This window comes from Aneurinibacillus thermoaerophilus, assembly GCF_900099925.1.
Taxonomy (GTDB): domain Bacteria; phylum Bacillota; class Bacilli; order Aneurinibacillales; family Aneurinibacillaceae; genus Aneurinibacillus; species Aneurinibacillus thermoaerophilus.
The window spans coordinates 74,431-100,440 of record NZ_FNDE01000005.1 but is presented as its reverse complement, the minus strand read 5'-3'; the positions used below and the strand labels follow the sequence as shown (position 1 = coordinate 100,440).

Genomic DNA, 26,010 nt, shown 5'->3' with positions numbered 1-26,010 from the left:
AATTCCGGGCTTTTGATGTGTAATGACTTTATAACGACATTTAAAAGTTGGTTGTGAAGGTGTGAAATGATAAATTTCAAATTTGAAAGATATTTTTCAATTTTGAAAGATTATGCTTGGGTGTTTGGTTCGTTTCGAATAGGATAGGCCAGCCAATGCTTTGAATTAACTGTATATAAAATTTATTTATTATATTTTGTCTATTTGGTATCGTTTTTGCTATTGAATTTTTATGGAGTAAGTCAAAAAGAAGCTATGCCATTTCTTGAGTGAGGTGAAACGAACGATGGTACGTTATGAGTATGGCGGAGATGAATTTGTCTTTGTGGAACTGGCGGAAGAAATGAGCCTTGAAGTGAATTTCCAAGCCATGGCCATCACTCGAAAATTGAGAGAAAAACAGCTTCCGGGTATCCTGGATATTTGTCCTTCCAATGCTTCCTATATGATTCGGGTTGATCCCGACCAGTTGCATCCGGATGTGCTTATTAAGGAATTGAAGGACTTGGAACACTCTGTTTCGATCGATGACTTTGAAATATCCGCGCGCATTGTTGACGTCCCGATCTTGTTTGAAGATCCGTGGACACACGAAGCATTGATGCGCTTCAGAGACCGTCACCAAGACCCGAATTCTACCGATCTGGAATATGCTGCTCGCATTAATGGGTTCGCATCCAAGGAAGAGTTGATCCAGGCTATCACCGATTATCCCTATCTAGTGTCTATGGTCGGGTTTGTCCCTGGACTGCCTTGGTGCTATCAGATGGTGCCCCGGGAGCAGCAAATCGAGGTGCCGAAATATGTTCGTCCGCGTACATATACGCCGGAGAGAGCTTTTGGCTTTGGCGGAGCCTTTGCCGTTATCTACCCGGTGCAGGGAGCAGGCGGATATCAGTTGTTTGGCATAGCGGCCGCTCCTATTTACGACAAGGAGCAGCGGTTGCCGGATTTTGCAGATTCTATGACTTTTCCCAGGCAGGGAGATATTTTCCGTTATCGCAGTGTGACAAAGGAAGAGTTCGAATCGATCCGGGAACAGGTGGAAGCAGGTACTTTCCGTTATTTAACGACGGAAATTACTTTTACGCCCCATGATGTTATCGAGAATCCGAAACAGTTTTCTGAAAACGTGTTAGGGAGGTTATATGTATGATTAAAGTGATAACCCCCGGGCTTCAAACGACGGTTCAGGATCAGGGCCGAATCGGCTACTACGAAATTGGAATGCCGCCTTCTGGCGCGATGGACAAATATTCTTACGTTATTGCCAATTTACTTGTAGGAAATGACGAGAATGCGGCGGCTTTGGAGATTACATATATGGGTCCGACGCTCGAATTCCAGCGCGATTCTGTTATTGCGGTGACGGGCGGCGAAATCCCCCCGAAGATTAATGGACAGCCGGCCCCGATGTGGGAGACAATCGCTGTTAAAGCCGGTGACCAGCTATCTTTTGATTTTATCAGGCAGGGGGCGAGGGCTTACCTTGCTGTAGCTGGTGGAATTAATGTTCCAGTTATTATGGACTCTCGTTCAACCTATACGCTGTGTGGAATTGGCGGTTTTGAGGGGCGCGCCCTGCAAGCCGGGGATGGACTCTGCATCGGCAGCGACATCCGCCGGAAGATCAGTGCGGGAACCCGCATTCCGGAGACTTTTATCCCAAGATTCTCCAAGTCTTATGAAATCCGCGTGCTTATGGGGCTTTGCAGTTACCGCTTAACAGAGGAAAGCAAGGAGCGCTTCCTGTCCCTGGATTGGACTGTAACGCCGGAAGCGAACCGTGTCGGGTACCGCTTCAAGGGTGAACGCTTGAATTTTGTCCCCCGGGAGCAGCCTTTCGGTGCCGGAAGCAATCCTTCGAATGTTGTTGATTTAGGCTATCCCATTGGCTCCATCCAAGTTCCGGATGGAGTGGAACCAATCGCTTTGTTGAATGACGCGGTAACGGGCGGCGGCTATGCTACTATTGCTACGATTATTAGCGCCGATCTCAATCGGATGGCACAAATTAAGACGAATGAAAAGGTGCGTTTCGTGTCTGTCAGCCTCGAAGAAGCTCTGCGGGCGAGGCGGGAAATGAAGGACAAGATTGCGCAAATAAAACAAGTAATTTCAGAGAATGGGAGGTAAGAACTGTGGCAGAAAGCAAATCCATCCTATCCCCGATTCCTGGCGTGTTTTACCGCAGACCCGCTCCGGACCAGGATGTATATGTAAAGGAAGGAGACACCGTGAAAGTCGGGGATACTATCGGCTTAATCGAAGTTATGAAGAATTTTTATGAAATCAAAGCGGAATCAGACGGCGTCCTTGAACGTTTTTGTGTGGAAAACGAAGAAATCGTGGATGCCGGACAGGAAATAGCCGTGATCAAAAGGTAACAGTGATGCTGATAGGGATTCAAGTTTGTTTGAATCCCTATTCCAACACGTAACATGGGGGTAGAGTATGAGTTATTTTGACAAAATTTTAATTGCCAACAGAGGAGAGATTGCCAGACGGATTATCCGAACCTGTAAGCGGTTGAAGATTCGAACTGTAGCTGTTTATTCAGAAGCGGATATGGACGCGCCTTTTGTCGAGGAGGCGGATGAGGCTGTTTGCATCGGTCCAGCTCAGGTCAAAAAGAGCTATCTGGACATTGAGAAGGTGATCCAGGTTGCCAAAGAAACAGAGGCAAACGCGATTCATCCCGGATACGGGTTTCTGTCGGAAAACCCGCGTTTTGTTCGTCGCTGTGAAGAAGAGGGAATTGTGTTCATCGGTCCGGATGCTAGGACGATCGAGTTGATGGGCAGTAAGATTGAGGCGCGCCGTCAGATGCAGCAGGCGGGGGTGCCAGTGGTTCCTGGATGGGATGGAAAAATTGATTCTGTTACAGAAGCGTTGTCTATCGCCGACCAGTTAGGGTACCCGCTTATGCTAAAAGCGAGCGCTGGTGGTGGAGGGATTGGGATGCAGGTGATCCATAATCCCGATGAACTGCAAAAAGCGTTTGCGTCTACCATGCAACGGGCTCAGTCGTATTTCGGTGATGGGACCTTATTTTTGGAGAAATGGATTTCTGGCCCACGTCATATTGAAGTACAGGTGGCCTGTGATGCCTATGGCCATGCGGTACACTTATTTGAGCGGGAATGCTCGGTACAGCGAAGAAACCAGAAAGTCGTTGAAGAAAGCCCGTCTCCTTTTCTGGATGAAGAAACCAGAGCTAAGCTGTTAGAGACCGCCTTGCGGGGAGCAAGACACATTGGATATTCCAATGTGGGGACGATGGAATTCATTTTCGATGAAAATCGAAATTTTTACTTCTTGGAGATGAATACACGCCTGCAAGTTGAGCATCCGGTGACGGAGGAAATCACCGGTCTTGATTTGGTAGAATTGCAAATCCGTCTTGCTGCCAAAGAAAAGTTGCCATTTCAGCAAGAAGAAATCCGAAAAACAGGTCATGCTATCGAATGCAGACTATATGCCGAGGACCCGAAAACTTTCTTTCCTTCGCCGGGCGTTTTGAAGCGGTTAGCTTTGCCGAAGGAGGAGGTGCGCCTGGACTTTGGCGTGATCGAAGGCAGTACAGTCACACCATTTTATGACCCGATGATTGGGAAAATCATTACGCATGGACGCGATCGTTCCGATGCCATCCACAAGATGGAAAAGGCCCTGGAACAAATCGCGGTGGAAGGTCTGACGACGAACGTTTCCCTGCTTCAAAAGATTGTTCAGGACAAAGATTTCCGGGACGGACATTATACGACACGTTTCCTTGAGAAATTGCTTGTCTGACTATTCCTGAAAAGAGGTGGTACGAGTTGCATAAAGTGGATTTGAATTGTGATATGGGAGAAAGTTTCGGTTTGTATGAGTTGGGTAATGATGAAGAAATGATGCAGTACATTACATCCGCCAATATTGCCTGTGGCTTTCATGGAGGGGATCCGCATGTAATGCGGAAAACGGTGGAGCTGGCCAAACGATACGGAGTCGGCATCGGGGCGCATCCTGCTTTTCCGGATTTGCTAGGGTTTGGTCGCCGCTATATGACATGTACAGCGGCAGAAGTTAAGGATTATGTTACCTATCAATTAGGAGCCCTGCGCGAATTTGCCGTGGCGGCAAACATAAAAATTCAGCATTGTAAACCCCATGGCGCATTATATATGAAAGCTATGGAAGATAAGGCGCTGGCCCGGGCGATTCTAGAAGCGATTGCGGAAGTTGATCCGCAAACCGTTATCTTTGCCTTGAACAATTCCGCTGTACTAGAGGAAGCAAAAAAAATGGGGATTCCGGTCGCACGGGAAGCTTATGCAGATCGCGAGCATACGACGACCGGTTCGATTATTTTAACGAGAAAAGGGTCACAGATTAAGGATTATCATGAGATGGCCCAGCGTGTGGTTAGGATGGTCAAAGAAGGAAAAGTTATGACACATGATGGTGAAGAGATAGCCATTCAAGCGGATACGATCTGCATTCATGGGGACACGCCAGGAGCCTCACAACTGGCCAAAACCATTGTAGAGGCTCTTCGTGAAAACGGGGTTCAGATTGCTCCTATTAGAGAAGTTTTGAATGTGGGCTGTTGATGATCAACAGCCTATTTATTTCTAATATAATTTCATTTATGAAATTAATTTCAATTTTGAAAGATTATTTGTTATAATTTAGAGGAAATGATTTCGTTTGTTAGTAGGAGGTGTATGACGTGATTACCTGGAAACAAATTCTGCGGCCGATTTCGGCGGTGGTGAACCGGGAAAGTACGATTCAGGATGTTCTGCGTGAAATGCACGAGCGGGGAGCCGATATTGCTTTTGTCATGGATAAGGGAAATATTGTTGGCTTCATCCATACGGATTCTCTGTTGGAACAATTGCGACATACACCAGACCTTCAGCAACCCATCCAGTATCGAAAAGATATTCTCAAAGTTCCTTACATGCACCCTGTTGAGTACTATCACAATATTTCTGTTGTACTAGGGGTAAATCCGGGTGGAGAAATCATCGGTTACAGTTTGGTGCAGCAAGCGCGCCACCAGATGAATGAACTGCAACTTAGACACATGAATCAAATTTTAGACGGGGCCGGGGTAGGAATCATCAGAACAAACACTCGTTTTGAAATTGAATTCATTAATGAAACAGCAGAGAATATTCTGGGGCTGTCTCGCTCGTTTCTTTTGTCTCGTAATTACAAAACGCTACTTACTATGGATAAGGATTTGGATCGAGTGATTCAAGGAGAGACATTTATCAGCGTGAACAGTTCAATTAACTTCAAGCAAATCAGCGGGAATTTCTCTCCGCTCCGAATCGACGGTCGGATTACAGGTTTGGTACATGTTTTTTTTCTTCGTGAAGCGTTTGAGGAAGCTGTTCAAGAATTGGAATTTGTGCGTAATTTGTACTCTGATTTGCAGGCGGTTTATTCTTCCTCCCATGAGCAAATTCTTGTCGTCAATCCAAAAGGTGAAGTGATTCGGTTGGCAGGTACATTTTTGCAGGAGTTTTGGGGTTTGGATCAGCCTGAGAAGGTCATTGGTAGAAATGTTGCTGAATTCGAACGCAAGGGAGTATTCCGGCCTAATATCGTCGATCTATGCATAAAGAAAAAAAAGAAGCTAACCATGATTCAGGACACTGTTCATGGACGGAAAGTTTGGTCTGTCGCAACTCCTGTTTATCATGAAGGGAAACTGGAAAAAGTCGTCGTTCTTTCGCGCGATATTACGAAAACGAATCAACTGCAAGAGGAATTGAAGCGAGTTACTAAGAAATCGAATACATACAAACAGGAATTGGACCAGCTGATGAACCGATACAGTGCTGATAAACCTTTAATTTATCGCTCTCGTATTATGGAGGACTTAGTCGAGGAAGTGAAGCGGATCGCTCAGGTCGACTCCACCGTTCTGCTCGAGGGAGAATCAGGGGTGGGGAAAGAAGTGTTTGCCCGTACCCTTCACGCAGCGAGTCGCCGCAAGGATTATCCCCTCATTCGGGTTAATTGTGGGGCGATTCCTGAGAATCTGATCGAGAGCGAATTGTTTGGTTATGAGAAGGGAGCCTTTACCGGCGCGGATCAGAAAGGAAAGCCAGGTCTTTTCGAAATGGCCCATCGGGGGACGATTTTCCTTGATGAAATCAGCGAGTTATCATTAAACATGCAGGTCAAGTTGCTTCGGGTTCTGCAGGAGAAGGAAGTGACACGGATAGGCGGTGTACAGACCATTCCTGTGGATGTCAGGGTGATTGCGGCAACCAACAAAAATATAAAGGATATGATGGAGCAGGGGGAATTTCGAGAAGATCTTTACTATCGGCTGAATGTTATTCCGATTCATATTCCTCCCTTAAGGGAACGTACGGAAGATATTTTTTCCCTGGTTCTTTATTTCTCTCAACAGTTTAACCGAACGTACCAGATGGAAAAAGGATTTTCTCCGGGGGCGCTTGAAGTGTTGGAAAACTATGATTGGCCGGGGAATGTTAGGGAGTTGCAGAATATTGTTGAACGGTTGATTGTAACGAGCCGCGAGGAATTCATCCAGCGTGAAGATGTACTGAGGGTGCTGTACGGTGAAGCAGGGGGGAAGCGCAAGAAAACGATGGTGTTTGAGCTGATGCCGCTTAAGGAGGCCGTAGCCGAACTGGAAAGTCAATTGATTCAGCTTGGGCTCAAGAAATATGGAACAGCGGCTAAAGTATCGGAAGTGCTGGGAGTAAGTCCGGCCACCATTAGCAGACGAATGAATAAGTTGTTTAAATAAAGGGAGGTAGCCATTTGTTTACATTGCCGGAAACGCGGTTTGATTTTGGTGGAGATGAATACATTTACGCGGAAATTTCCCGTGATATGAGCGCAGAAAGCAATTTTAAAGCATTGGCTATCGTCAATGAATTAAGGAAGCGCAATATCCCGGGTATTATCGAAATCGTTCCTTCCAACGCTTCGTATTTGGTCCGTTATAATCCGGAGATTATACCAGCTAGGGATTTGCTTGATTATTTGAAGGACATCGATATTACGAAAAGCAATCCGGCAGAGTTGAATTTATCGGTTCGTATGGTAGAAATCCCTGTCTGGTATGATGATCCGATTACGCGGGAATATTCTAGGCGGTTTAAAAGCCGTCATCAAGAACCTGATATTTCTAATTTCGAGTTTGCTATGAAGGTAAACGGATTCAGAGAAAAAGAAGCGTTTATCGAGGCGCATACACGCATGCCCTATTTAATTACGATGGTTGGCTTTCTGCCTGGGACGGCTTGGGGGTTTCCACTGGGTTTGCATCCGCAAGAAATTATTCAGGTTCCGAAATATCTAAGTCCTCGAACGGACACTCCCAGACAAGCTGTAGGAGTTGGCGGAGCTTTTACTGTAGTTTATCCTGTCAATGGCCCGGGGAGCTATCAGTTAATCGGCATATCAGCAGTTCCTGTCTACGATAATGAAAAACGTCTGGTAGATTTGGAGGATACTTATTTTTTGGCGCGACCGGGAGATATTTGGAAGTATCGCTCCGTTGATGAGCGGGAATATAGCCGGATCGTAGAGGAAGTGAAGCAGGGAACGTATCGCTATCGAATGAAATACATCGAGTTTTCGCCGCAGGAATATGTGACAAAGGGGAAGGTATATATTCGGGAATTGATGGAGGGATTCTGAATGCTACGCATATTGGAACCCGGTTTATGGACCACTGTACAGGACATAGGACGCCAAGGTTATTATCATTTTGGGCTTCCTCCTTCAGGAGCCGCAGACAAGTACTCTTTTATGGTGGGTAACTTGCTGCTTGGTAATCCGTTGGAATTTGCCGGGCTGGAGATGACCTTGCTTGGCCCAAAGGTTGAGTTTTTGAAAAAAACGGTCATTGCTATAACGGGAGCTCCGATGGAGGCGTATCTTAACCAGCAGCCGATTCCCCTATGGGAACCCGTTCAAGTAAACGAGGGAGATATTCTTTCTTTCAAGTTTTGTAAACAAGGGGTAAAAAGCTATCTTTGTGTTTCTGGAGGGATTCAAGTTCCAGAGGTTCTTGGAAGTCGTTCTACTTATACCCTGAGCAGGCTTGGAGGTTTTCAAGGGAGAAAATTGGATGTTGGAGATGAATTGGAGATCGGCGAACCGCTCCCAGGAGCCTTTAAACAGGTCGGAAAACGGCTCCCTTCTGAATTTATTCCTGAATACAAGAATTTTCAAGACCTTCGTGTGGTTATGGGGTTGTCCGGACACCGGGTGAGCGATGAGGGAATCAGAGCCTTTTTGAACTCGGAATGGACAGTATCGACGGAATCGAATCAGGTGGCATATCGCTATACCGGAGCGAAAATCGCTTTCAAGGAGCATGAGCCCCCGTTCGGAGCCGGTGATGGTTTCTCAAATGTCGTCGATTTTGCCTATCCGATCGGGGCGCTTATGGTTCCAAACGAAGAGGAGTTGATTATTTTACTCAACGATGCCACGTCGGGTGGGGGATTTGTCACAATCGGCACCGTAATCAGCACGGATTTGGACATTGTTGCTCAATCCAGGCCAATGTCGAAGTGCCGTTTTTTGGCTATTACCGTAGATCAGGCCATGCAGGTGCGGCTCGAGAGAAAGAAAAAGCTGACGAGATTGGCCGAGCTTTTGAAGGAACACGGATAGATCACAGAAGCAGGCCATGCAGTGAACAATATTACGACATGGCCTCGGTTTCAGCAGCATATGATCAAACACAAGTTATCGTTCATTTGGTTTGGTAAGAATGGAGATCTGTGAATGATCTCCTATGATAAAATGTACATGTTCTGTTTCATTGGGGATTCCCTGTACGATGGTTTTTTGTCCAAAAATGCTGCGGCAAATTAGCGACTGTACATTCGCAATTTTCGTGTTTTGAAGACAGATGCTATTTTCTACCATGCAATCTGTAAGCATGGAGTCATCTTGAATGGAAACATACGGTCCAATAACGGCATTTTTAATTGTACAATTATTTCCAATAAGAACAGGTCCTTGCAAAATACAATTTTCCAGGGTGGTATTTTTTCCTACTTGTACTTTGTGCCCGAGTTGTTCTGTTAACGTCCATTGATTGGCATCCAGCCATCTTTCAATTGTGCCGACATCTGTATATGGTTTTTCAGTAATCGAATAAGAAATAGAGTACCCTTGCTCGATCATCCACTGAATTGCATCAGTAATTTCATACTCTCCTCTTTTTGAAGGCGTAATATGTTGAATTGCTTCGAAAATAGAAGAATCAAGCATATAAGTACCGATAATCGCAAGATTGCTTTTCGGCTTCTCAGGTTTTTCTTCTACCTTTATAATACGTTCATTCTTAATCTCAGCAATTCCGTAATCGCTCGCATTTTCTACTTGGGAGAGAAGAATAGAGCCTTTATGTCCTTGATACGCTTGTATTAATGTGTGCAGAGGTTCCATAATTAAATTATCTCCTAACATCAGTACGAAAGAATCATCACCAACAAACGATTGCACCTGAATAAGCGCATGCGCAATGCCCAACGGTTTCGCTTGGTACATGTACTTTATCGTTACCTCTCCTTTGTATGCGGAAACATAATCAATAATCATTTTTTGCCGAGGATGGATCACGATTCCGATTTCCCGGATTCCTACCTCTTTCATTTTATTTATACAATGATAAAGAATAGGCTGATTTAAAATGGGCAAAAGAGTTTTTGGAACCGTAGAAGAAAATGGCTGCATGCGCGTCCCCTTGCCTGCACATAAAATAACGCCTTTCATATATTTCTCCTTTTAATTAAGCATGGGGTGTGCCTACCCCTACATAATGGTAGCCGAATGTTAACATTTCCGAGGAATTAAGCGCATTTCTTCCATCGAACACAAACGGTTGAGACATGATATGTTTAGCGTTTTGCCAATCTATATTCACGATTTCTTTCCATTCCGTTACGAGCAAAGCAGCGTCCGCTTTTTGTAGCGCCTCCAGTGGAGTAAACGTGTAGTGAATCGCGGGATACAATTTTTTGACGTGTTCGACACCTTTTGGATCATAAGCCGTAATGAAAGCTTTTTCCTTTATAAGATAATCAATGATTTTCAAAGAAGGCGCTTCACGAATGTCGTCGGTTTCTGGTTTGAACGTAAGACCCAGGACAGCGATCCGTTTTCCGGAGAGTGGGCCTATTGCTTTTTGTACTTTCTCCATAAACCAATCTGTTTGTGTTTGATTAACGGAAGCTACAGCTTGTAAAATATGCAGAGGATTTCCGTTTTCGGAGGCTAAGGTAAGCAAAGCCTTTATATCCTTCGGGAAGCAAGAGCCACCATATCCGATTCCTGCCTGGAGAAATTGGAACCCAATCCGACTGTCCATTCCCATGCCTTTTGCTACTTGGATAATATTTGCGCCTATTTTTTCGCATATCCGCGCTAATTCATTGATAAATGAAATCTTAGTTGCCAGAAATGCATTGGAGGCGTACTTAATCATTTCCGCATCTTTGTTGCTAACAAAGAGTATGTTCGTCTTTATATCTTTATACAATTCTTGCATGATTTTCTGCGCTTTCTTTGTGTCACAACCGATAACAATTCTTTCCGGATGCAGCGCATCATATAACGCTTTTCCCTCCCGCAGAAATTCAGGGTTGGAAACTAGATCGAAAGAGAGAGCCAGACGCCTTTTTTCCAGCTCATTTTTAATGATTTTTTTTATTTTGTCACATGTACCTATCGGTACGGTACTTTTGATTACAACTACTTTGTAACTTTCCATTGTTTTTCCAATTTGCTGTGCTACTTCTTCCACATGCGATAAATCTGCTGAGCCATCTGACGAAGAGGGGGTACCCACAGCAATGAATAAAACATCGCATTGTGTGATTGCTTCTTTCATATCGGTTGTAAAAGAAAGGGTTCCGTCTTTTACAAGTTTTTGTAGCGTCTCTTCCATGCCTGCTTCATAAAAAGGCAGAACCGCTTGCTTTAACTTCTTTATTTTTCCCATATCATTATCGATAGCAACAACCGTATGATCATACATAGCAAAAGCAATGCTCGTTGAAGTCCCTACATATCCACATCCAATGACCGCCACTTTCATAAGGCTCACCTCGCTCCTTATCTCTTTATGATTTATACAGCTTACGAAGCAAGCAGGACGAGTGAAACGGTGAAACACCTATATTTCAGCGCCTAGTTTTCGCATTCACAAGATAAATTTTTGAAATTTAAGACGTCAGCCTATACTATAATCCTTGTCTTAGCATATCTTGTCATAGACATTTTAAGCCAAAGAAGGAGGAAAGAAATGACGGATTATCTCATTCAGCCATGGGGAACCGTAGAGGAAGACTTGGCCACCGTACCTCCAGAAATCGAAGATATGGCAAAACAAGTGGCTACACATTATGAAATGGAAGTAACAGGCATGACACTTATTACATCTAAGCCAGATAAAGGAGGAGCAATCTGGCGAATTGAAACGGATAAAGGGCCGCGCAGCTTAAAAGTGTTACATCGTTCTCCGCAGCGCAGCCTTTTCAGCATTGGCGCACAGGAATATCTAGTAGGGCAGGGGGCACGAGTGCCAAAGCTAATTCAGACGAAGGAAGGCCAGAACTATGTGGAACGCGGCGGAAAGCTCTGGATTGTCACAGAATGGATCGAACCATTAACACAAGCCAGCAAAATTGATTTGGAAGGGGCGAAAGTACTTTGTTACGGGCTTGGTGAATTTCATCGTCATTCGCGAGGTTATGTGCCGCCAAAAGGTGCGCAGCGTGCAACTCGTCTTTATCGCTATCCAAAATTGTATCAAAAAATTATTACGAAAATCGGGTGGTTTAGAGTATTGGCTACTACTTATTCCGATATGTCCGCCAGCAAGCATATCCTTTCTATGGTCGATGTGTATGAGCAACAGGCGCGCGAAGCGTTTGAAAAATTAAATCGTTCTCCTTATGCCGATCTAGTAGCCAGAGGTGAAGAGTATTGGGGCATTGCCCATCAAGATTACGGTTGGTCCAACGGACAGCAAGGGCCGGGTGGCATCTGGATTATCGATTTGGATGGAGTCGCATATGATTTACCCATCCGCGATTTACGCAAGTTAATCACAAGTACCATGGATGATATGGGGAACTGGGATGTGACATGGATGCGGGGCATGATTGAAGCATACCATGAAGCAAATCCTATTGAACCTGAGTTGTATCAAGTGCTGATTATTGATATGTCACTACCGAATGAATTTTATAAGCATGTTAAAGAAATGGTATACAGTCCAACAACGTTTCTAAATGATGAATTAAGTAGCCTTCTGCAGCGGCTGGAAGCATCGGATGCAACGAAATGGCCTGCCCTGCAAGAACTAAGCAACAATTGGACATTTACTTCTTCCTTATGAAGTGAACCGGCAGGCACGCCTTATGGATTGAGAGCAACGATGAATCACAGCCTACATGCCGCGAGCATCAAAAGAAGGGGATATAAAGGCGATGAAGATATGAGATGTTCTATATAGGAGGCATCTACTGTGACAACAATAACAGCGGCTCGTTATATAAGGCCGATGCGTACCGGATTTTGTCGGCCGCAGTTATTTGAATGCGATGACGGGAATCAGTATGTAATTAAGTTCATGTCCAATCCCCAAGGAATCCGGATTTTGCCGAATGAGCTGATCGCGTATCGCTTGGGAAAGCTTTTACATCTTCCTGTTGTTGAGGGAAAAATCATTTATATTCCGGAACAACTCATCGTCACAACGCCTGACCTTTCTCCTTTTCACCTGACGCCCGGACCGCACTTCGGCAGCGTCTTTTACCCAAACGCAATACACGCTACGAATGACTCTATCTCTAAGTGTGCAAATCTTTGTCAAGTGCCATTAATCATTGTATTTGATTATTGGATTAATAACAATGACCGGGCCGGGAGCAGCGCCAATTTCATTGTTACTCGGGAAGATGTATGGACCCTGCGTCTGATTGATCACGGAAGTTGCTTCTACGGTGCTGGATGGACCAGTGACATACTAAGGCAAAACAGCTGTCATATTGAAGCATATTGGGGCGAAGTGTATGAAAGATTCGTGCCCTTCATTGATGGTCCCCGCCCGTTTGATGAGGCGCTTGCCTTGCTTGAATCATTAAGCAGAACACAAATCGAAGAAGCAGTCATCGATATACCTGAGGAGTGGGAAGTTTCCCAGGATGAATTGCATGTGTTAACTGAACACTTAATCCAGCGGCAATCGCACGTGCGCGAGGCCATCGAGCAATTAAAGCCGTATTTCCTTATATGGAGTTCAGCAGTCGACTTCTTTGAACACAATGAAATCCGGCCGGAAAGGAGGAAAAAATGAAGATTTTATTAGCCTCATTTTTTGCCCTTCCTAGTATAGGAGGATTATGGACATACGTTCAGCAACTAAAGCAATATTTGGAACGAATGGGGCATGATGTCGATGTATTCGCTCATCATCCAGAAAAGCGAAGCTACTATATGTTCCACCAGACGAATGACTTTGACATTAAAAAAGCTAAAACACAGGTTTCTCCTGTTTTTTCACCGGCTTATTACCAGGTTGATTCACTATCTGATCCAAAGATTGCAGATATGGAACTACAGCGGTGCATTTACGAAGCAGCCGCGCTTCATCTTGGGGTAACAGAGTATGACATCATCCATACACAAGACATTATTTCTACTATGGCAATTGCACGGGTGAAGCGAAAGGAAACCCCTTTGATTGCAACCATTCACGGATGCTATACGGTGGAGATACTAGAGAATGGAGTTATCTCATCGAAAGATTCCCCTCATTGGACATATAGCTCACTGCTTGAATATTACGGAGTTACAGCAAGCGACGTGACGATTGTTCCTTCGCAATGGATGAAAAATCTCCTTGTTCAACAGTTCAACGTACCTTCCCATTATATGAAAGTGATTCCAAATGGAATGGACATTGAGCGGTTCCTAAAAGAGATGGAAAGCGCTGACGAATTTGTGTCGCCTTTGGATAAAAAAATAATCGCTTGTGTTGCCCGGCTTCATAAACTAAAAGGTCACCATCACCTACTTGAGGCACTTGCTAGACTAAAAAACGAAAGAACGGATTGGGTATGTTGGATTATCGGAGCTGGCAGTTTACAGAAAGACTTAGAGCGCCAGAGTCAAGATTTGCAGTTGGAAGAGCATGTCATGTTTTTAGGTGCCCGTAATGATGTCGCCGCCTTGCTGAAAAAGGTGGATATCTGCACCCTTCCCTCTCTACAAGAGAATTGCCCTTATTCTGTCATGGAGGCACAAGTGGCAGGAAAGCCCATTGTAGCATCCGCAGTTGGTGGTATCACGGAAATGGTGCAGCACGAAATAACGGGCCTTCTTTCACCTCCCGGCCAAGAAGAGCCTTTATACCTTAACTTAAAAAGAGTGATGGAAGAAGAAACGTTGCGCCATCAAATCGCAGATAACGCGAAAGAATGGGGACAGAAACAATGGTCTCTGGAGATGATGATGAAGCGTACGCTTGCCGTTTATGAAAAGGCATTGCAGAAAAAGCATAAAGGAGGAAAACGTTTTGAGCTACAGCCGAAAAAATGAGGCATCGGACAGACGCGTGAAACAGTTCGTGGTTTCTGTGAATACGCCAAAGAAAGTATCCTGGTCATTTCCTGTGCTGAAAAAGGCCAATACGAACATAAAACAATTGAGGGTCAAACAGGGTACGGTATGGAAGCGGCCGCGTCCAAAAGATGTAGGGAAAATCGAAATCACTGAAAGTGATGAAACAGTACAAATATTGGAGACACAAGAAGTTACCGAATCGGGTGATACCATACTGCTTTCTCCTGAAATATACGAATTGCCTAAACCGGCCAGAATTTTGATGATTTGTACGGAAAAACTTCCGGTTCCGCCTGTGCGCGGCGGAGCCATTCAAACGTACATTGATGGGGTTGCTCCCATACTCGGTGAACATCATCATGTTACCATCCTTGGTATTGCTGATCCGGAGCTTCCCACACAGCAGAAAATTGGGAATGTAAACTATGTACGGGTTCCTGGTAAAGTATTTGATATTTATATGGAAGAAGTCGTTTCTTACCTGAGTCAGCATACTTTTGATTTGATTCATATTTTCAATCGCCCTCGCTTGGTCGCTCCTGTGCGCAAAGTGGCTCCGCACGCACGTATTGTGCTAAGCATGCACAATGACATGTTTCTTCCGGAGAAAATTAGTTCTTCCGAAGCAGAGACAGCGATTGAGGAAGTAGATCGTATTATCACTGTCAGCGACTATGTGGGCCGAACGATTGCCGGATTGTACCCGCAGGCAGCTGATAAATTACGAACGATCTACTCCGGCGTGGATCTTAAGCGATACATTCCGGATAGTCCTGGTACGGCAAAAAAAGAGCGGGAAGGTCTAAGAACCCTATATGAACTCAGCTCCAAAAAAGTCATTCTCTTTGTGGGTCGCCTGTCACCAAAGAAAGGTGCGGACATCCTTGTGCGAGCCATGACCGATGTAGCCGACAGGTACAAAGATGTGGCCCTCGTTTTGGTAGGAAGCAAGTGGTATAGCGACGATGAAATTAGCGACTATGTAGCGTACGTTCGTGCGCTTGCCGCACGCTCTCCCATTCCGATTGTTACAACAGGATTTGTGCCAGCGGATCAAGTTCATAAATGGTTCTGGGCCGGTGATATATTCGTCTGTCCTTCCCAGTGGGAAGAGCCGCTGGCTCGTGTCCATTACGAAGCGATGGCCGCCGGATTGCCGATTATCACGACAGCGCGTGGCGGAAACGCAGAAGTCGTTGTTCACAATGAGACCGGGCTTATTATCAGCGAGCCGGAAAACCCAAAAGCATTTGCCGAAGCAATTACTACTTTGTTTTCCAATCCGAAACTTATGGAACAAATGGGAAGCAAAAATCGCCGCTTGGCTCTTGAACGCTATAGTTGGAACCGTGTGGCACATGAAATTCTTGATGTTTGGGAAGCAAAAGTTGTCATTAGAAAGAAGGCAAACTAATGGGAAAGGTACTGGTTACCGGATGCGGCGGCTTTATCGGCTCAAGTCTTTGCTATGCGCTGTTACAGGACGGATATTATGTAACAGGTATCGACATATTTACATCTAATTACGAACGCTGGATAAAAGAACGCAATCTGGAGTCGTTAAAACAGTTTAGCCGCTTTCGCTTTATGGAAGTTGATCTTGCCGCCTTTCCGCTTGCATCGCTTCTTGACAAGGTGGACTACGTTTTCCATTTGGCGGCGATTCCGGGCGTGCGCACGAGTTGGGGGGAACACTTTGCAAAATATGCGAAGAACAATGTTTTAGCTACGCAGCTGTTGCTAGAAGCAGTAAAACATTCTTCGATTAAAAAAATGATATACGCCTCTTCGTCTTCCGTATACGGGGGGATGATGGGGTCTACGGATGAACAGCGAACTCCGCATCCAATTTCCCCTTACGGCGTGACAAAACTAGCGGCTGAACACTTGTGCCAATTGTATGCGCGCAATTTTCACGTCCCCGTCATTTCGCTTCGGTACTTTACCGTATTTGGCCCAAGACAACGTCCGGACATGGCTTTTCACAAAATGATTTATTCCATTTTGCAAGATGCGCCTGTTACGATTTTTGGCGACGGAGAGCAGTCACGAGATTTTACCTTTATTAAGGATGCGGTGACGGCCAACATTTTAGCCATGCAATCGCCCTATATAGGTGAGGTATTTAATGTTGGAGGTATTTCGCGGTTGCGGATCAACGAAATCATTGATATTATTGAAAAGCAAACGGGACAGAAGGCCAAACGACAATATTTGCCGGAGCAGCCGGGCGATCCGAAACATACATGGGCAGATATTACCAAAGCAAAAAATATGCTACAGTATGATCCGCAGTTTGATGTGGAAAAAGGAATGTACTTGCAAATTCAGGACGTTAAAACGTTGTATAACCTTTAAAGAAATAAGTTTAGGTTGCATTGTTTCTGTTTCCTCCTGCGCCAAAGCAGGAGGTTTTTTAACGTATAGGAAAAAGGCGAAGACGAGCGGCAATGCCCGCGAGTTTTTCTCATTTAACTCTATTCTTTGGTTTTGAGTCGAAAAAATGAAAAATAAAAAATGAAAAAGCAAAACTAAATGGAAGAAATGAAGTCTAATAAAAAATGATAGGAGTATTTAATAGACTCTATTCTCTTACATAGGTTACATATATTTTCAGCAAAAAATGAAAAGGAGGATGTGAGTGCAAACCTTTCGTACTGTTTTATACGTTAAGAGAAAGGGATTGTACAATAAATATATGGTAAGAAAAGTCGTATTTGTTGCGGTTGCTACGAGTATGGTATATACAGGAGGAATGCTCCCGGTTTCTAGTAAACATATTACATATGCGCAGAGCAATAAAGGGTCTTTGTACTCTGTCACTTCTGTACCTTTATCTCAATTACTGGAAGAGAAACAGCCGATTATCGGAGAATCAATAGCTACAGAAGAACAAATGCTTGCATTCGCTCGTGCTGTAAACCCCAGCTTTCCTGCGGAATTGCCTAAGCTGTATCTCGAAATTGGTAAAAAATACGGTATACGGGGCGATATCGCCTTTTGTCAGATGATAAAAGAGACGGGATATCATCGATTTGGAGGAATTGTTGAGGCCAACCAGTATAATTATGCCGGAATCGGTGCCACTGGGAATAGTAAAACGAATAAGGGAAACTCATTCCAAAGCCCGGAACAAGGAGTGCTGGCACATATTCAGCATTTGTATGCATATGCTACAAAACAAAACCTTCCCCAAGGTGAAAAGTTGGTAGATCCGCGTTTTAAGTATGTAGCCAGAGGGATAGCGCCAAGCTGGCAAGATTTAAATGGTCGCTGGGCTGTTCCGGGAAAGGGGTATGGAGAAGATATTCTAAGAATTTATTATCAAATGCTCCAAACACCGACTTCGTCTGAAATACAATAAATCATTAAACTCTAGTAACACCCAATATATCAAAGATCGTTTTTTTCTCATATCGGTGGGGGGTTCGCCTGTTTTTTTGTAGGAGGTTAAACAGGCGAAAGAGGATCTTTGATAGCTATTGGGTGTTTTTTTGTAATGATCAGATTTTTATCCGGTATTATATGGTGAATGGTCTGACTGTTTTTCTTGCTTTGGTGTAGAAGTTGCTGCTGATTGTGATTTACTTTAAGGATTGACAATACTAGTCAATTTTTATTATCATTATTAATAATAATAAAAAAGAGGTGAACAATAATGAAACAGTCAAAGGCAGACTTACTCCTTCATCCAATCCGACTGCGTATCGTTCAAGCTCTCATCGGTGGTCGACATCTAACGGCTCAGCAATTAATAGAGTTGTTACCAGATGTCCCGCAGGCTAGCTTGTATCGACACCTTAATAAGCTTTTTGAAGGAGATATTATTTATGTAATCGATCAACGTCAAGTGCGTGGAACAACAGAGAAAGTTTATGCACTGATGGAACAAGGAGCAAATTTGACAAAGGATGACTTAGCAGACTGTAGCCGTGATGAGCATATGTTATATTTTTTAACTTTTTTAGCTTCTCTTCAATCTGATTTTCAAAGGTATCTTCAGCAGGAACAGTTTGATTTGGAAGCAGATGGGGTTAGCTATCGAAAGGCTACATTGTACGTAAATGATGAGGAGTTTTCTCAATTGATAAAAGCGCTTCGTTCCGTTGTTGAACCATTTTTTAAAAACCATCCTGCCCCGGGTCGACGTCCCCGGACACTTTCAACGATCATCATTCCTCAGCCGGAACAAACGTCTTCAAATGATAATAGAGAAGGGGATTAATTTATGCCTAAAAATGAAAATGCTTTATCTGATCAATCACTTCAAAACATTGCTCGCAAGTTTCTCTTTGTTATCCCTTTTTATCTAGCTGTTCCTCTATCAATCGGGATTTTTTTTCACTATGTGTTTGGCTACATTCATTGGAAAGCATTTGGTTTGGGTGCTCTTGGCTGGGTGGTTGCGCTTATGTTGCGCGGACCAGTCACTGTACTTATGAAAGGATTGCCTAAAGAGAGAGCCATGCTTTACATTGGTTTATCTTCTGGACCTTTAGAGGAAGGGGTTCGTTTGATCCTTTTGTTGCTGACTGGATCTTCTTTTTCTTGGGCTCTCTCAGTTGGGCAAGGATGGGCTGCGATTGAAGTATTGTTTACCATTATCAATGGATTGGCTTTGATCTATGTTCTTCAGCAAAATGACGAAAAGGCGATTCAGGCAAAAGAGTTTTTAGAATCACAAGGAACGCTTTATTTAAATCCATGGTGGGGTGTGGTTGAACGGATCTTTGCTACTGCCTTTCATATTGGAGCGACCCTGCTTATAGCGAAAATCCCCTTGCTAACCTTGATTCTTCTTATTGTGCATAGCTTGTTTAATCTTACCATTGTCTGGATAGCCCGTAAAAACATGATTTTCGCACAATTATTAGCAGCAATTGTAGGTACGGGATTACTAGTATCTGGATTCATTGTGTTCAGATGATAGTGAACGACTCACCGCTTAGCTAACGCTTGAAGCGGGAGTCGTCTTGGCTTATTACGTTAAATCTAATGCTTAACTGAATCAAATAAGTCAGATTTGAATATCCTGCTGAGGACTGCTTTATTTGCATTGGTTCAGCGGGTAGCCCCTCGATTTGGGAACAGATATCATGTTCGATCGATTGCCAGTTGATTTTTGTTTTATTTGATATGCTTTAAAAACTTTCCTTTGGCTCCCCATATAAACATGCCAATAACAGAGAGGGCTACTACGAGAATGGGCGCATACGTAATCAGAAATTGTTGCATCGTATCTTCCTCCTTATCGTTGACCTTGGACGTATTTTTTATCGAACAGAAACAGTCGCAACAACAAATATAAAGAAGGCAGAAGCAAGCACAATCCGGCGATAAAGGCGACGATGAGCGCGATAGCCATCGTTTGATTCGTAAATCCATCATAAATGGTTAAGTAAGGATACAATAGGTACGGGTAATGGGAGAATCCGTAGCCGAAGAAAGCAAACCCGTATTGTAATGTCACAAGACCAAACGCGGTGCCGTACCGCTTTTTCTTATAGAAAAGATACACTGCGGCCGCGAAACACAGAACGGATAACACAAATACCCAGGCGATGTCGAGCATCCGCGCAAAGTGCATGGAATTGTGCTGCTTGAGTGTAAATAGTACGACAAACGCGGCTAAAATTGATGGCAAACTCCAGAGCAATGTATAGATGCGGAGCAGTGCTGTTGCTTTTTCGTCCCCGGCAGCATGAGCATAATAGGTCAAAAAACTGGCCGAGATAAACAGTACGCTAACAATGGCTAACAATACCACACTCCACGAATAAGGACTGGCAAACAGTTTGCTGTATAGCAAGCGTACGCTTTGGTCTGTTACTTCGATGAAACCTCCTTCGGATATCGTCAGTACGGTTGTAAATGAGGCGGGAATGAGAATACCGGTTACACCATACAGAAAGGTATAGAGTTTATTGTCTTTGGCCCCGTATGTGCCGAACGCATAATAGGAGCCGCGAATGGCAAGCAACATAATTGAAATGCTGGCCGGAACCAGCAGTGCCGTGCCATAATAGTAGGCGGTTTTCGGGAAAAAGCCCACGATTCCAACAAAGAAAAACACAAGGAATACATTTGTTACTTCCCATACTGGCGATAGGTAGCGTTGAATGACTTTGTGAATAATATGCTTTTTGCCAGACCAGTCGCTGTATGTGCTGAAAAACCCGGCACCAAAGTCGATCGAGCCGATGATGACATAGCCGAACAAGAACAGCCAAAGAACCGAAATTCCAACCAATTCGAGCGTCATACGTTCACCTCCTGTGAGGCGTTCATTGTTTTGAGTTCATGTTCTACCGGATTGTTTTTAAATATTTTCCGTAAAATGAATGTACTTGCAATGGCGAGTAGAACATAAAGGATAATAAAGAAGATGAGCAGCACATCCACATAATCGGCGGTTGTTGCGCCAGCTACTGTTTTCATGTACCCGCGCAAAATCCACGGCTGTCGTCCTACTTCAGCAAAAATCCAGCCGAGTTCAATGGCCAGGAGCGCAAGCGGGCCCGACAATAGCACAAGAAACATGAGCGCTTTATGATACAGATTGATGTTGCTACGTTTCTGTTTTTGTTTCCACAGTACAAGATAGGTGAAAGCAACGATTGTCAGCAAAATCCCGATGACGACCATTAGGTCAAACAAATAATGTATATAGAGCGGGGGGCGTTCATCCACTGGAAATTCATTCAGGCCGGTTACTTCAGCGGAAGGGCGGTTATGCGCCAAAATGCTTAACCCGTACGGAATCTCGATCCCGTTTTTGATTTCGTTGTTCTCATCCAATGTACCGAATAAGATCAGCGGAGCTTCTGGTTTTGTCTCAAAATGCCATTCGGCAGCCGCTAGTTTTTCTGGCTGATATTCGGCCAGAAATTTTCCAGAGAAGTCACCGACTACGATTGTAGCTAAGGAAAACACAAAACCAGCAACGAGCGTCAAATGCAATGCCTTCTTATGGTACACATGCGTTTTTTTGTTGCGTAACAGATGATAGGCCGCAATGGACGCCAGCACGAAGGCCGATGTCATATAGGCCGAAGCCAGTACGTGAGCCACTTTCGTAGGCATTGCTGGATTAAACATGGCCACGAGCGGTTGAATATTCGTAATGACCCCGTTTTTGAGCTCAAAACCTTGCGGCGTGTTCATAAATGCATTCACAACAGTGATGAAAAAGGCAGACAGCGAGGAGCCGATCGCGACCGGGATCAGCAAAAGAAAATGCTTCATTGGTTTTTTAAAGCGATCCCATGTATATAAGTAAATGCCAAGAAAAATCGCTTCAAAGAAGAAGGCGAATGTTTCCATGAACAAAGGTAAACTGATCACCTGACCTGCCAGTTCCATAAATTTCGGCCACAGCAGGCTCAATTGCAAACCAATGGCCGTTCCGGTTACGACGCCGACAGCTACGGTAATGACGAAACCCCTTGTCCAGCGGCGCGCCAGCAGGATAAAATGCGGATCGTTTTGTTTAATGCCGATCCATTGGGCCAGCGCAATCATTAATGGAATGCCGACACCAATGGTGGCAAACAGAATATGAAACGCCAACGTCACCTCGGTCAAAATTCGGCTGTATAATGTTGCATCGTATGCAAACATGACAATCCCCCTTATTAGCGAAACAGTCGACCAAGCATCGACAGGAGCATAACCATTGCCACAGTTATGGAAACCATTAGTAGATATCTTTCCTGTTTTCTAATCATAAGGTATCCTCCTTGTATGCCCCGGGGTGTTTACCTGTATTGTACAGAAAAAACGGGAAAAAATTGCGGGGAAGGTATGGCAACTTTTCAAAAGTTATGTTGACATTGTGTGAATGATGCTTTCTCCTTTTCAAAGCTCCTATTTGCAATGTAAGCATTATTCTAATATATTATTTAAATAGGGGATTGTAGTAATTAGCTTACATATTTAAGAAGGGCTGTTTGGCACATAATGGAATCCTCCATAATACGGTTTGCGTATAGTTATACTTTCTGGCTGTTTGCAACAGGAGTATAATAAACTTGGGCTAGTTGGATTTTATGTAACCGGTCTCCTTGTGAGCCTTTTCCGTTTCGCCATATGCGGGAGCGATTGTTACGTATGAGCAGGCATGTATCTTAGAGATTGTGAAACTAATCACTAAGGATACACTCCTTATGCAGCAGAATCGAATGGTGAAAAGGTTCACGCAAAATGTTTTTGACGAAAGGAAGAGAATAAATGGACACAGAAATTAAACAGCAAAATTTGAAGCAAGATTCAGCTCTATGGATAAACGAGCTGTCCAACCCGGAAGTTCAAGAAGCATTGGCTATGCTTATTCAGAAGCTCCCTCAAGTGAAAGAAGCAATCGTAAAAGTGGAACAAGGCGTAGAAGTGGTTTCAGCTTTTGCCAGTGATACCGATTCTATTAATTATTTGGCTGAACGCGTGGATAGGTTCTCAAAACTTGCTCTTAACAAGGAAAATATGGAAGCCCTTGCGGTTATGATTGAAAGTCTCCCGAGAATTGCAAAATGCGTAACGTTGCTTGACCGATTATTTTCGACCATTGAACCTCTCATCACAGATAAGGAATCCTTGGCATACCTGGCAGATACGGTTAAACTGGTCACCACGCCAGTGACGGAACGTGTTCAAGAGGGCGTATCGATCGTGAAGGAAGCAAAGGAAAGGGCAGCACAGAATCAAACGAATATATCCATATTTGGCCTGTTGAAATTGTTAAAAGATCCTACAGTTCAGGATGGACTAAAATTCGTTCAGGCTTTGCTGGAGGTTTTATCAGAAAAGAAGGTTGTCAAATAATTTGATGTAATCCTTGTTCTGAACGTTGTCTGATAAGAATTTATACGATATTCTTCACATGAATTCAAACAGGCAATGGCGAACGGAAAAATGAAAAATGATTCAGCCTGTAAATCCTGTTCCTTGCAGAACCCTGTCTTCAATCTGACACCAACACATTCGTTGGTGTCTTTTTTCTCGATATTTATTTAGGTAATAGTAACATAGATAATCACTGGTTATATAAACGTGATGATAAGCCAATTTTCATTTTTCCTACCAATCAAAAGTAACTTGGTGGAAGAGCCGGAGGCGATATCTGAAGCGGTGGTTGAAAGACCGGAGTTGGCCGAACATGGAAGGAGACCGCTTTTTTTGCTCGTGAAATGTAGAAAACAATAATTTGATCGTGTAGAACGGGTCGGGGATCAGAATATAAGCTTTTCTTAAACAGAACCCTGTCAAGTGTTTGGTGAATTCATTCATGAATGGAGGATATAATTGACAAAATAGAAAATACACAATATTATTAAGTAAGTACTTAATTAATTGAATCTTAGTTTCTGCAAAGGATGAATCGCAATGAAGATGAGAACCAACCGCCAACTAAAGGCTTTAGAAACGAAAAACAGGCTGATCGATGCCGCACTCAGAACGTTTTCACGCAAGGGCTTCAGTCAAAGTACGACTAAAGATATTGCTAAAGAAGCGGGGGTTACTGACGGTTTAATTTATCACTATTTTCAGTCGAAGGAAGATCTGCTTTGGGCGATCTTAGATAAGTACACGCTCCTTCATTCTTTGCAAGAAGTGTTGAATAAGATGGACAATCAGGCATCGCTTGAGCATAATCTGACGGTTTATTTCCACTCATTGTTTCGCAGCTTGCACGAGCAGCAAGATCTGATTGTTATGTGTTTTGGCGAGGCACAACATAATTCTGACGTTCGCAAACGGCTTGAGGGGGTTATTCGACAAGGTGTGGAACTGTTACATGCTTATCTTGCACCCCGTGTTCGAGTGGCAACGCATGATCTGCTGATCGCCATCCGTAATATACAGACCGCCATGGTTCTTTATTTTCTGATGACCGATCGGTTCGCCGATAATGAAACGGATCGTAATAAATATATTGAGACATCCGTTCGCCAGTTTTTAAAAGTTTTACAATAATTTTTTTACAATATTTATTTACTAAGTATTTAATTAATTAAATGGAGGTTGTCCAAATGAAAAGTACAGAGATGAGTAAGTCAACCCCACTGAACAGATTTGATGTTGATGTAGTCGTCGTCGGAGCTGGACCGGGTGGCTGCATGCTCAGTTATTTGCTTGCCCGGAGTGGGGTGAAAACCGCACTTTTGGAACGGCACAATAGTTTGGACCGTGAATTTCGAGGCTATTTTTTTCAACCTTTAGTGTTAAAGCTATTTGATCAGCTCGGATTGCTGGAAGACATTTTACGCATCCCACATGAGCGCGTTGATATGTTTAAGTTTGTGGATCACGGAAAAACGTTGTTTGAAGTTCGTTTTGACGAACTTGAGCCTCCTTACAATTACGGGTTAAATATTTCGCAGCCTCCGTTGTTGGAATATTTCATACAACAATCTTCTCGATTCTCGAATTTCACCTATTTTGGCGGAACGACAGCAAAGAATTTAATCAAACGAGGTGATTCCGTACATGGAATTTTGGCGATAAACCAAGAGGAGGAGATCGAACTGCACAGCCGGTTAGTGGTCGGCGCCGACGGACGCTATTCCACGATTCGGAAACTGGCGGACATAAGCCAAACGATGGACAAATTTGAGTTTGACTTTGTCTGGTTCGATATGCCCAAAGCCTTGGGAAAAGACTATCCGTTGCAAATAAAGATTGAGGACGAAGGTATGCTGATCTATATTCCGAAAGGAGAGGATCAGGTACAGGTCGGTTGGGTGATTAAGAAAAAAACATATCCCGAGCTTGTAAAAAAAGGAATCGATGATTTTATTCGCACATTGATTGTCATCGAGCCGGATTTGCAAGACGTGTTGCCTTATCATCTTAAAAGTTTCAAGCAGTGTTCTGTCTTGGACATTCAGGTAGGGATGACAGATACATGGGTGCGGGATGGACTGCTATTGCTTGGAGATGCGGCTCACATCGCTTCGCCGTTTTCGGGACAAGGAAACAGTTTGGCGATTCAAGATGCGGTCATAGCTCACGACTCTATCATGAAAGCGATGACTACTCAAGGATCTGGTGTTTTGCAAGAATCCTTTTTAAAAAATTACGAGCTATACCGCAAACCGGCGGTGGCGGAAATTCAAAGAATTCAAGCGATGCAGGCCCGCTTGATTGCAATAAAAAATCCGACCTTTCTCGGATTGCGTCGTACGGTCGCACCCGTGGCGCGGCGTACTTCCCTCTTTAAGAAAATGAGGGATAAAATTGCCATGGGAGTTCAGAAGATAGAAGTGAATACATCGTTCTTTTTATCCCAGGAATCGTGAAAGAACATGGATAGGGAACGATTCGATTCCCCTCGTCGCTTTGATTGAAATGCTTGACATTTTGGAAGTATCTGAATTATAG

24 protein-coding genes are annotated in these 26,010 nt (G+C 43.8%); 19 read left to right on the top strand and 5 right to left on the bottom strand.

All coding sequences use genetic code 11. The features are described 5' to 3' along the window. Window positions 1–286: 286 nt before the first annotated feature. The 8 genes from BLR88_RS04635 (at window position 287) to BLR88_RS04600 (ending at window position 8,667) form a co-directional block, all read left to right on the top strand. A complete protein-coding gene (locus BLR88_RS04635) occupies window positions 287–1,156 on the top strand; it encodes a 5-oxoprolinase subunit B family protein (protein WP_057898681.1) in 870 nt (289 codons plus the stop codon). Continuing rightward, complete coding sequence (locus BLR88_RS04630) at window positions 1,153–2,136, top strand: 5-oxoprolinase subunit C family protein (protein ID WP_057898682.1); 984 nt, start codon at window positions 1,153–1,155, stop codon at window positions 2,134–2,136. Before BLR88_RS04635 ends, BLR88_RS04630 begins: the two co-directional genes overlap by 4 nt. A 5-nt stretch (window positions 2,137–2,141) precedes the next feature. Next, window positions 2,142–2,387: an acetyl-CoA carboxylase gene (locus tag BLR88_RS04625; protein ID WP_057898683.1), complete on the top strand. Its 246-nt coding sequence runs from the start codon at window positions 2,142–2,144 to the stop codon at window positions 2,385–2,387. Window positions 2,388–2,454: 67 nt separating this feature from the next. Beyond that, a complete protein-coding gene (locus BLR88_RS04620) occupies window positions 2,455–3,795 on the top strand; it encodes an acetyl-CoA carboxylase biotin carboxylase subunit (RefSeq protein ID WP_057898684.1) in 1,341 nt (446 codons plus the stop codon). A 26-nt stretch (window positions 3,796–3,821) separates the two neighbouring features. Further along, complete coding sequence (locus BLR88_RS04615) at window positions 3,822–4,598, top strand: LamB/YcsF family protein (protein ID WP_082705961.1); 777 nt, start codon at window positions 3,822–3,824, stop codon at window positions 4,596–4,598. 119 nt (window positions 4,599–4,717) lie between these two features. Then, the gene (locus tag BLR88_RS04610; RefSeq protein WP_057898685.1) at window positions 4,718–6,784 is read left to right on the top strand and encodes a sigma 54-interacting transcriptional regulator; all 2,067 of its coding nucleotides are present in this window, start codon (window positions 4,718–4,720) and stop codon (window positions 6,782–6,784) included. Between the two features lie 14 nt (window positions 6,785–6,798). Further along, on the top strand, window positions 6,799–7,683 hold the full coding sequence (locus BLR88_RS04605; RefSeq protein WP_091260053.1) for a 5-oxoprolinase subunit B family protein: 885 nt from the start codon (window positions 6,799–6,801) through the stop codon (window positions 7,681–7,683). After that, window positions 7,684–8,667: a 5-oxoprolinase subunit C family protein gene (locus BLR88_RS04600; RefSeq protein WP_091260050.1), complete on the top strand. Its 984-nt coding sequence runs from the start codon at window positions 7,684–7,686 to the stop codon at window positions 8,665–8,667. Window positions 8,668–8,742: 75 nt separating this feature from the next. On the opposite strand, the gene BLR88_RS04595 is transcribed toward BLR88_RS04600, so the two are convergent. Further along, entirely contained in the window at window positions 8,743–9,777 is a 1,035-nt protein-coding gene (locus BLR88_RS04595) for a glucose-1-phosphate thymidylyltransferase (RefSeq protein WP_091260049.1), read from the bottom strand. Window positions 9,778–9,793: 16 nt separating this feature from the next. Then, window positions 9,794–11,101 (bottom strand): UDP-glucose dehydrogenase family protein, encoded by a 1,308-nt coding sequence (locus BLR88_RS04590; protein WP_091260047.1) that lies wholly within the window; start codon window positions 11,099–11,101, stop codon window positions 9,794–9,796. Between the two features lie 207 nt (window positions 11,102–11,308). Between BLR88_RS04590 and BLR88_RS04585 the strand changes: the two genes are divergently transcribed. The 8 genes from BLR88_RS04585 to BLR88_RS04550 all read left to right on the top strand — a co-directional run bounded on the left by BLR88_RS04585 (window position 11,309) and on the right by BLR88_RS04550 (window position 19,561). Continuing rightward, the gene (locus BLR88_RS04585; protein ID WP_057898690.1) at window positions 11,309–12,406 is read left to right on the top strand and encodes a CotS family spore coat protein; all 1,098 of its coding nucleotides are present in this window, start codon (window positions 11,309–11,311) and stop codon (window positions 12,404–12,406) included. Between the two features lie 129 nt (window positions 12,407–12,535). Next, window positions 12,536–13,366, top strand: coding sequence for a HipA family kinase (locus BLR88_RS04580; protein ID WP_091260045.1), 831 nt, complete (start codon window positions 12,536–12,538; stop codon window positions 13,364–13,366). After that, complete coding sequence (locus BLR88_RS04575; protein ID WP_057898692.1) at window positions 13,363–14,610, top strand: glycosyltransferase family 4 protein; 1,248 nt, start codon at window positions 13,363–13,365, stop codon at window positions 14,608–14,610. The genes BLR88_RS04580 and BLR88_RS04575 overlap by 4 nt, the downstream gene beginning before the upstream one ends. Beyond that, window positions 14,588–16,048 (top strand): glycosyltransferase family 4 protein, encoded by a 1,461-nt coding sequence (locus BLR88_RS04570; RefSeq protein ID WP_236781990.1) that lies wholly within the window; start codon window positions 14,588–14,590, stop codon window positions 16,046–16,048. Before BLR88_RS04575 ends, BLR88_RS04570 begins: the two co-directional genes overlap by 23 nt. Then, window positions 16,048–16,992, top strand: coding sequence for an NAD-dependent epimerase/dehydratase family protein (locus BLR88_RS04565; RefSeq protein ID WP_057898693.1), 945 nt, complete (start codon window positions 16,048–16,050; stop codon window positions 16,990–16,992). Before BLR88_RS04570 ends, BLR88_RS04565 begins: the two co-directional genes overlap by 1 nt. A gap of 283 nt (window positions 16,993–17,275) precedes the next feature. Further along, the gene (locus tag BLR88_RS04560; protein WP_057898694.1) at window positions 17,276–17,998 is read left to right on the top strand and encodes a glucosaminidase domain-containing protein; all 723 of its coding nucleotides are present in this window, start codon (window positions 17,276–17,278) and stop codon (window positions 17,996–17,998) included. 294 nt (window positions 17,999–18,292) lie between these two features. Continuing rightward, window positions 18,293–18,859 carry a helix-turn-helix domain-containing protein gene (locus BLR88_RS04555; RefSeq protein ID WP_057898695.1) on the top strand — a complete coding sequence of 189 codons (567 nt, stop codon included), beginning with the start codon at window positions 18,293–18,295 and terminating at the stop codon, window positions 18,857–18,859. 3 nt (window positions 18,860–18,862) lie between these two features. After that, window positions 18,863–19,561 (top strand): YhfC family intramembrane metalloprotease, encoded by a 699-nt coding sequence (locus BLR88_RS04550; RefSeq protein WP_057898696.1) that lies wholly within the window; start codon window positions 18,863–18,865, stop codon window positions 19,559–19,561. Window positions 19,562–19,761: 200 nt separating this feature from the next. Here the strand turns inward: BLR88_RS04550 and cydS are convergent, their stop codons facing one another. Genes cydS through BLR88_RS04540 form a run of 3 tightly spaced genes read right to left on the bottom strand, consistent with a single transcriptional unit; the run spans window position 19,762 to window position 22,254 of the window. Next, window positions 19,762–19,869 (bottom strand): cytochrome bd oxidase small subunit CydS, encoded by a 108-nt coding sequence (gene cydS, locus BLR88_RS20515; RefSeq protein ID WP_408863232.1) that lies wholly within the window; start codon window positions 19,867–19,869, stop codon window positions 19,762–19,764. Window positions 19,870–19,882: 13 nt separating this feature from the next. Beyond that, window positions 19,883–20,896, bottom strand: coding sequence for a cytochrome d ubiquinol oxidase subunit II (locus tag BLR88_RS04545; protein ID WP_057898697.1), 1,014 nt, complete (start codon window positions 20,894–20,896; stop codon window positions 19,883–19,885). Continuing rightward, window positions 20,893–22,254 (bottom strand): cytochrome ubiquinol oxidase subunit I, encoded by a 1,362-nt coding sequence (locus BLR88_RS04540; RefSeq protein WP_091260043.1) that lies wholly within the window; start codon window positions 22,252–22,254, stop codon window positions 20,893–20,895. The genes BLR88_RS04545 and BLR88_RS04540 overlap by 4 nt, the downstream gene beginning before the upstream one ends. A 609-nt stretch (window positions 22,255–22,863) precedes the next feature. Here BLR88_RS04540 and BLR88_RS04535 point away from each other — a divergent pair. The 3 genes from BLR88_RS04535 (at window position 22,864) to BLR88_RS04525 (ending at window position 25,928) form a co-directional block, all read left to right on the top strand. Beyond that, window positions 22,864–23,451, top strand: a complete 588-nt coding sequence (locus tag BLR88_RS04535; RefSeq protein WP_057898699.1) for a DUF1641 domain-containing protein — start codon at window positions 22,864–22,866, stop codon at window positions 23,449–23,451. A 561-nt stretch (window positions 23,452–24,012) separates the two neighbouring features. Continuing rightward, on the top strand, window positions 24,013–24,603 hold the full coding sequence (locus tag BLR88_RS04530) for a TetR/AcrR family transcriptional regulator (RefSeq protein WP_091260040.1): 591 nt from the start codon (window positions 24,013–24,015) through the stop codon (window positions 24,601–24,603). Window positions 24,604–24,659: 56 nt separating this feature from the next. Beyond that, window positions 24,660–25,928 carry an FAD-dependent monooxygenase gene (locus BLR88_RS04525; protein WP_246615625.1) on the top strand — a complete coding sequence of 423 codons (1,269 nt, stop codon included), beginning with the start codon at window positions 24,660–24,662 and terminating at the stop codon, window positions 25,926–25,928. The last annotated feature ends 82 nt before the right edge of the window (window positions 25,929–26,010 follow it).

Bases quoted from the DNA above. Each gene is read 5' to 3' on its own strand.
- BLR88_RS04635 (WP_057898681.1), top strand. From the start codon at position 287: ATGGTACGTTATGAGTATGGCGGAGATGAATTTGTCTTTGTGGAACTG.
- BLR88_RS04630 (WP_057898682.1), top strand. From the start codon at position 1,153: ATGATTAAAGTGATAACCCCCGGGCTTCAAACGACGGTTCAGGATCAG.
- BLR88_RS04620 (WP_057898684.1), top strand. From the start codon at position 2,455: ATGAGTTATTTTGACAAAATTTTAATTGCCAACAGAGGAGAGATTGCC.
- BLR88_RS04600 (WP_091260050.1), top strand. From the start codon at position 7,684: ATGCTACGCATATTGGAACCCGGTTTATGGACCACTGTACAGGACATA.
- BLR88_RS04595 (WP_091260049.1), bottom strand. From the start codon at position 9,777: ATGAAAGGCGTTATTTTATGTGCAGGCAAGGGGACGCGCATGCAGCCA.
- BLR88_RS04590 (WP_091260047.1), bottom strand. From the start codon at position 11,101: ATGAAAGTGGCGGTCATTGGATGTGGATATGTAGGGACTTCAACGAGC.
- BLR88_RS04585 (WP_057898690.1), top strand. From the start codon at position 11,309: ATGACGGATTATCTCATTCAGCCATGGGGAACCGTAGAGGAAGACTTG.
- BLR88_RS04575 (WP_057898692.1), top strand. From the start codon at position 13,363: ATGAAGATTTTATTAGCCTCATTTTTTGCCCTTCCTAGTATAGGAGGA.
- BLR88_RS04565 (WP_057898693.1), top strand. From the start codon at position 16,048: ATGGGAAAGGTACTGGTTACCGGATGCGGCGGCTTTATCGGCTCAAGT.
- BLR88_RS04555 (WP_057898695.1), top strand. From the start codon at position 18,293: ATGAAACAGTCAAAGGCAGACTTACTCCTTCATCCAATCCGACTGCGT.
- BLR88_RS04550 (WP_057898696.1), top strand. From the start codon at position 18,863: ATGCCTAAAAATGAAAATGCTTTATCTGATCAATCACTTCAAAACATT.
- cydS (WP_408863232.1), bottom strand. From the start codon at position 19,869: ATGCAACAATTTCTGATTACGTATGCGCCCATTCTCGTAGTAGCCCTC.
- BLR88_RS04545 (WP_057898697.1), bottom strand. From the start codon at position 20,896: ATGACGCTCGAATTGGTTGGAATTTCGGTTCTTTGGCTGTTCTTGTTC.
- BLR88_RS04540 (WP_091260043.1), bottom strand. From the start codon at position 22,254: ATGTTTGCATACGATGCAACATTATACAGCCGAATTTTGACCGAGGTG.
- BLR88_RS04535 (WP_057898699.1), top strand. From the start codon at position 22,864: ATGGACACAGAAATTAAACAGCAAAATTTGAAGCAAGATTCAGCTCTA.
- BLR88_RS04530 (WP_091260040.1), top strand. From the start codon at position 24,013: ATGAAGATGAGAACCAACCGCCAACTAAAGGCTTTAGAAACGAAAAAC.
- BLR88_RS04525 (WP_246615625.1), top strand. From the start codon at position 24,660: ATGAAAAGTACAGAGATGAGTAAGTCAACCCCACTGAACAGATTTGAT.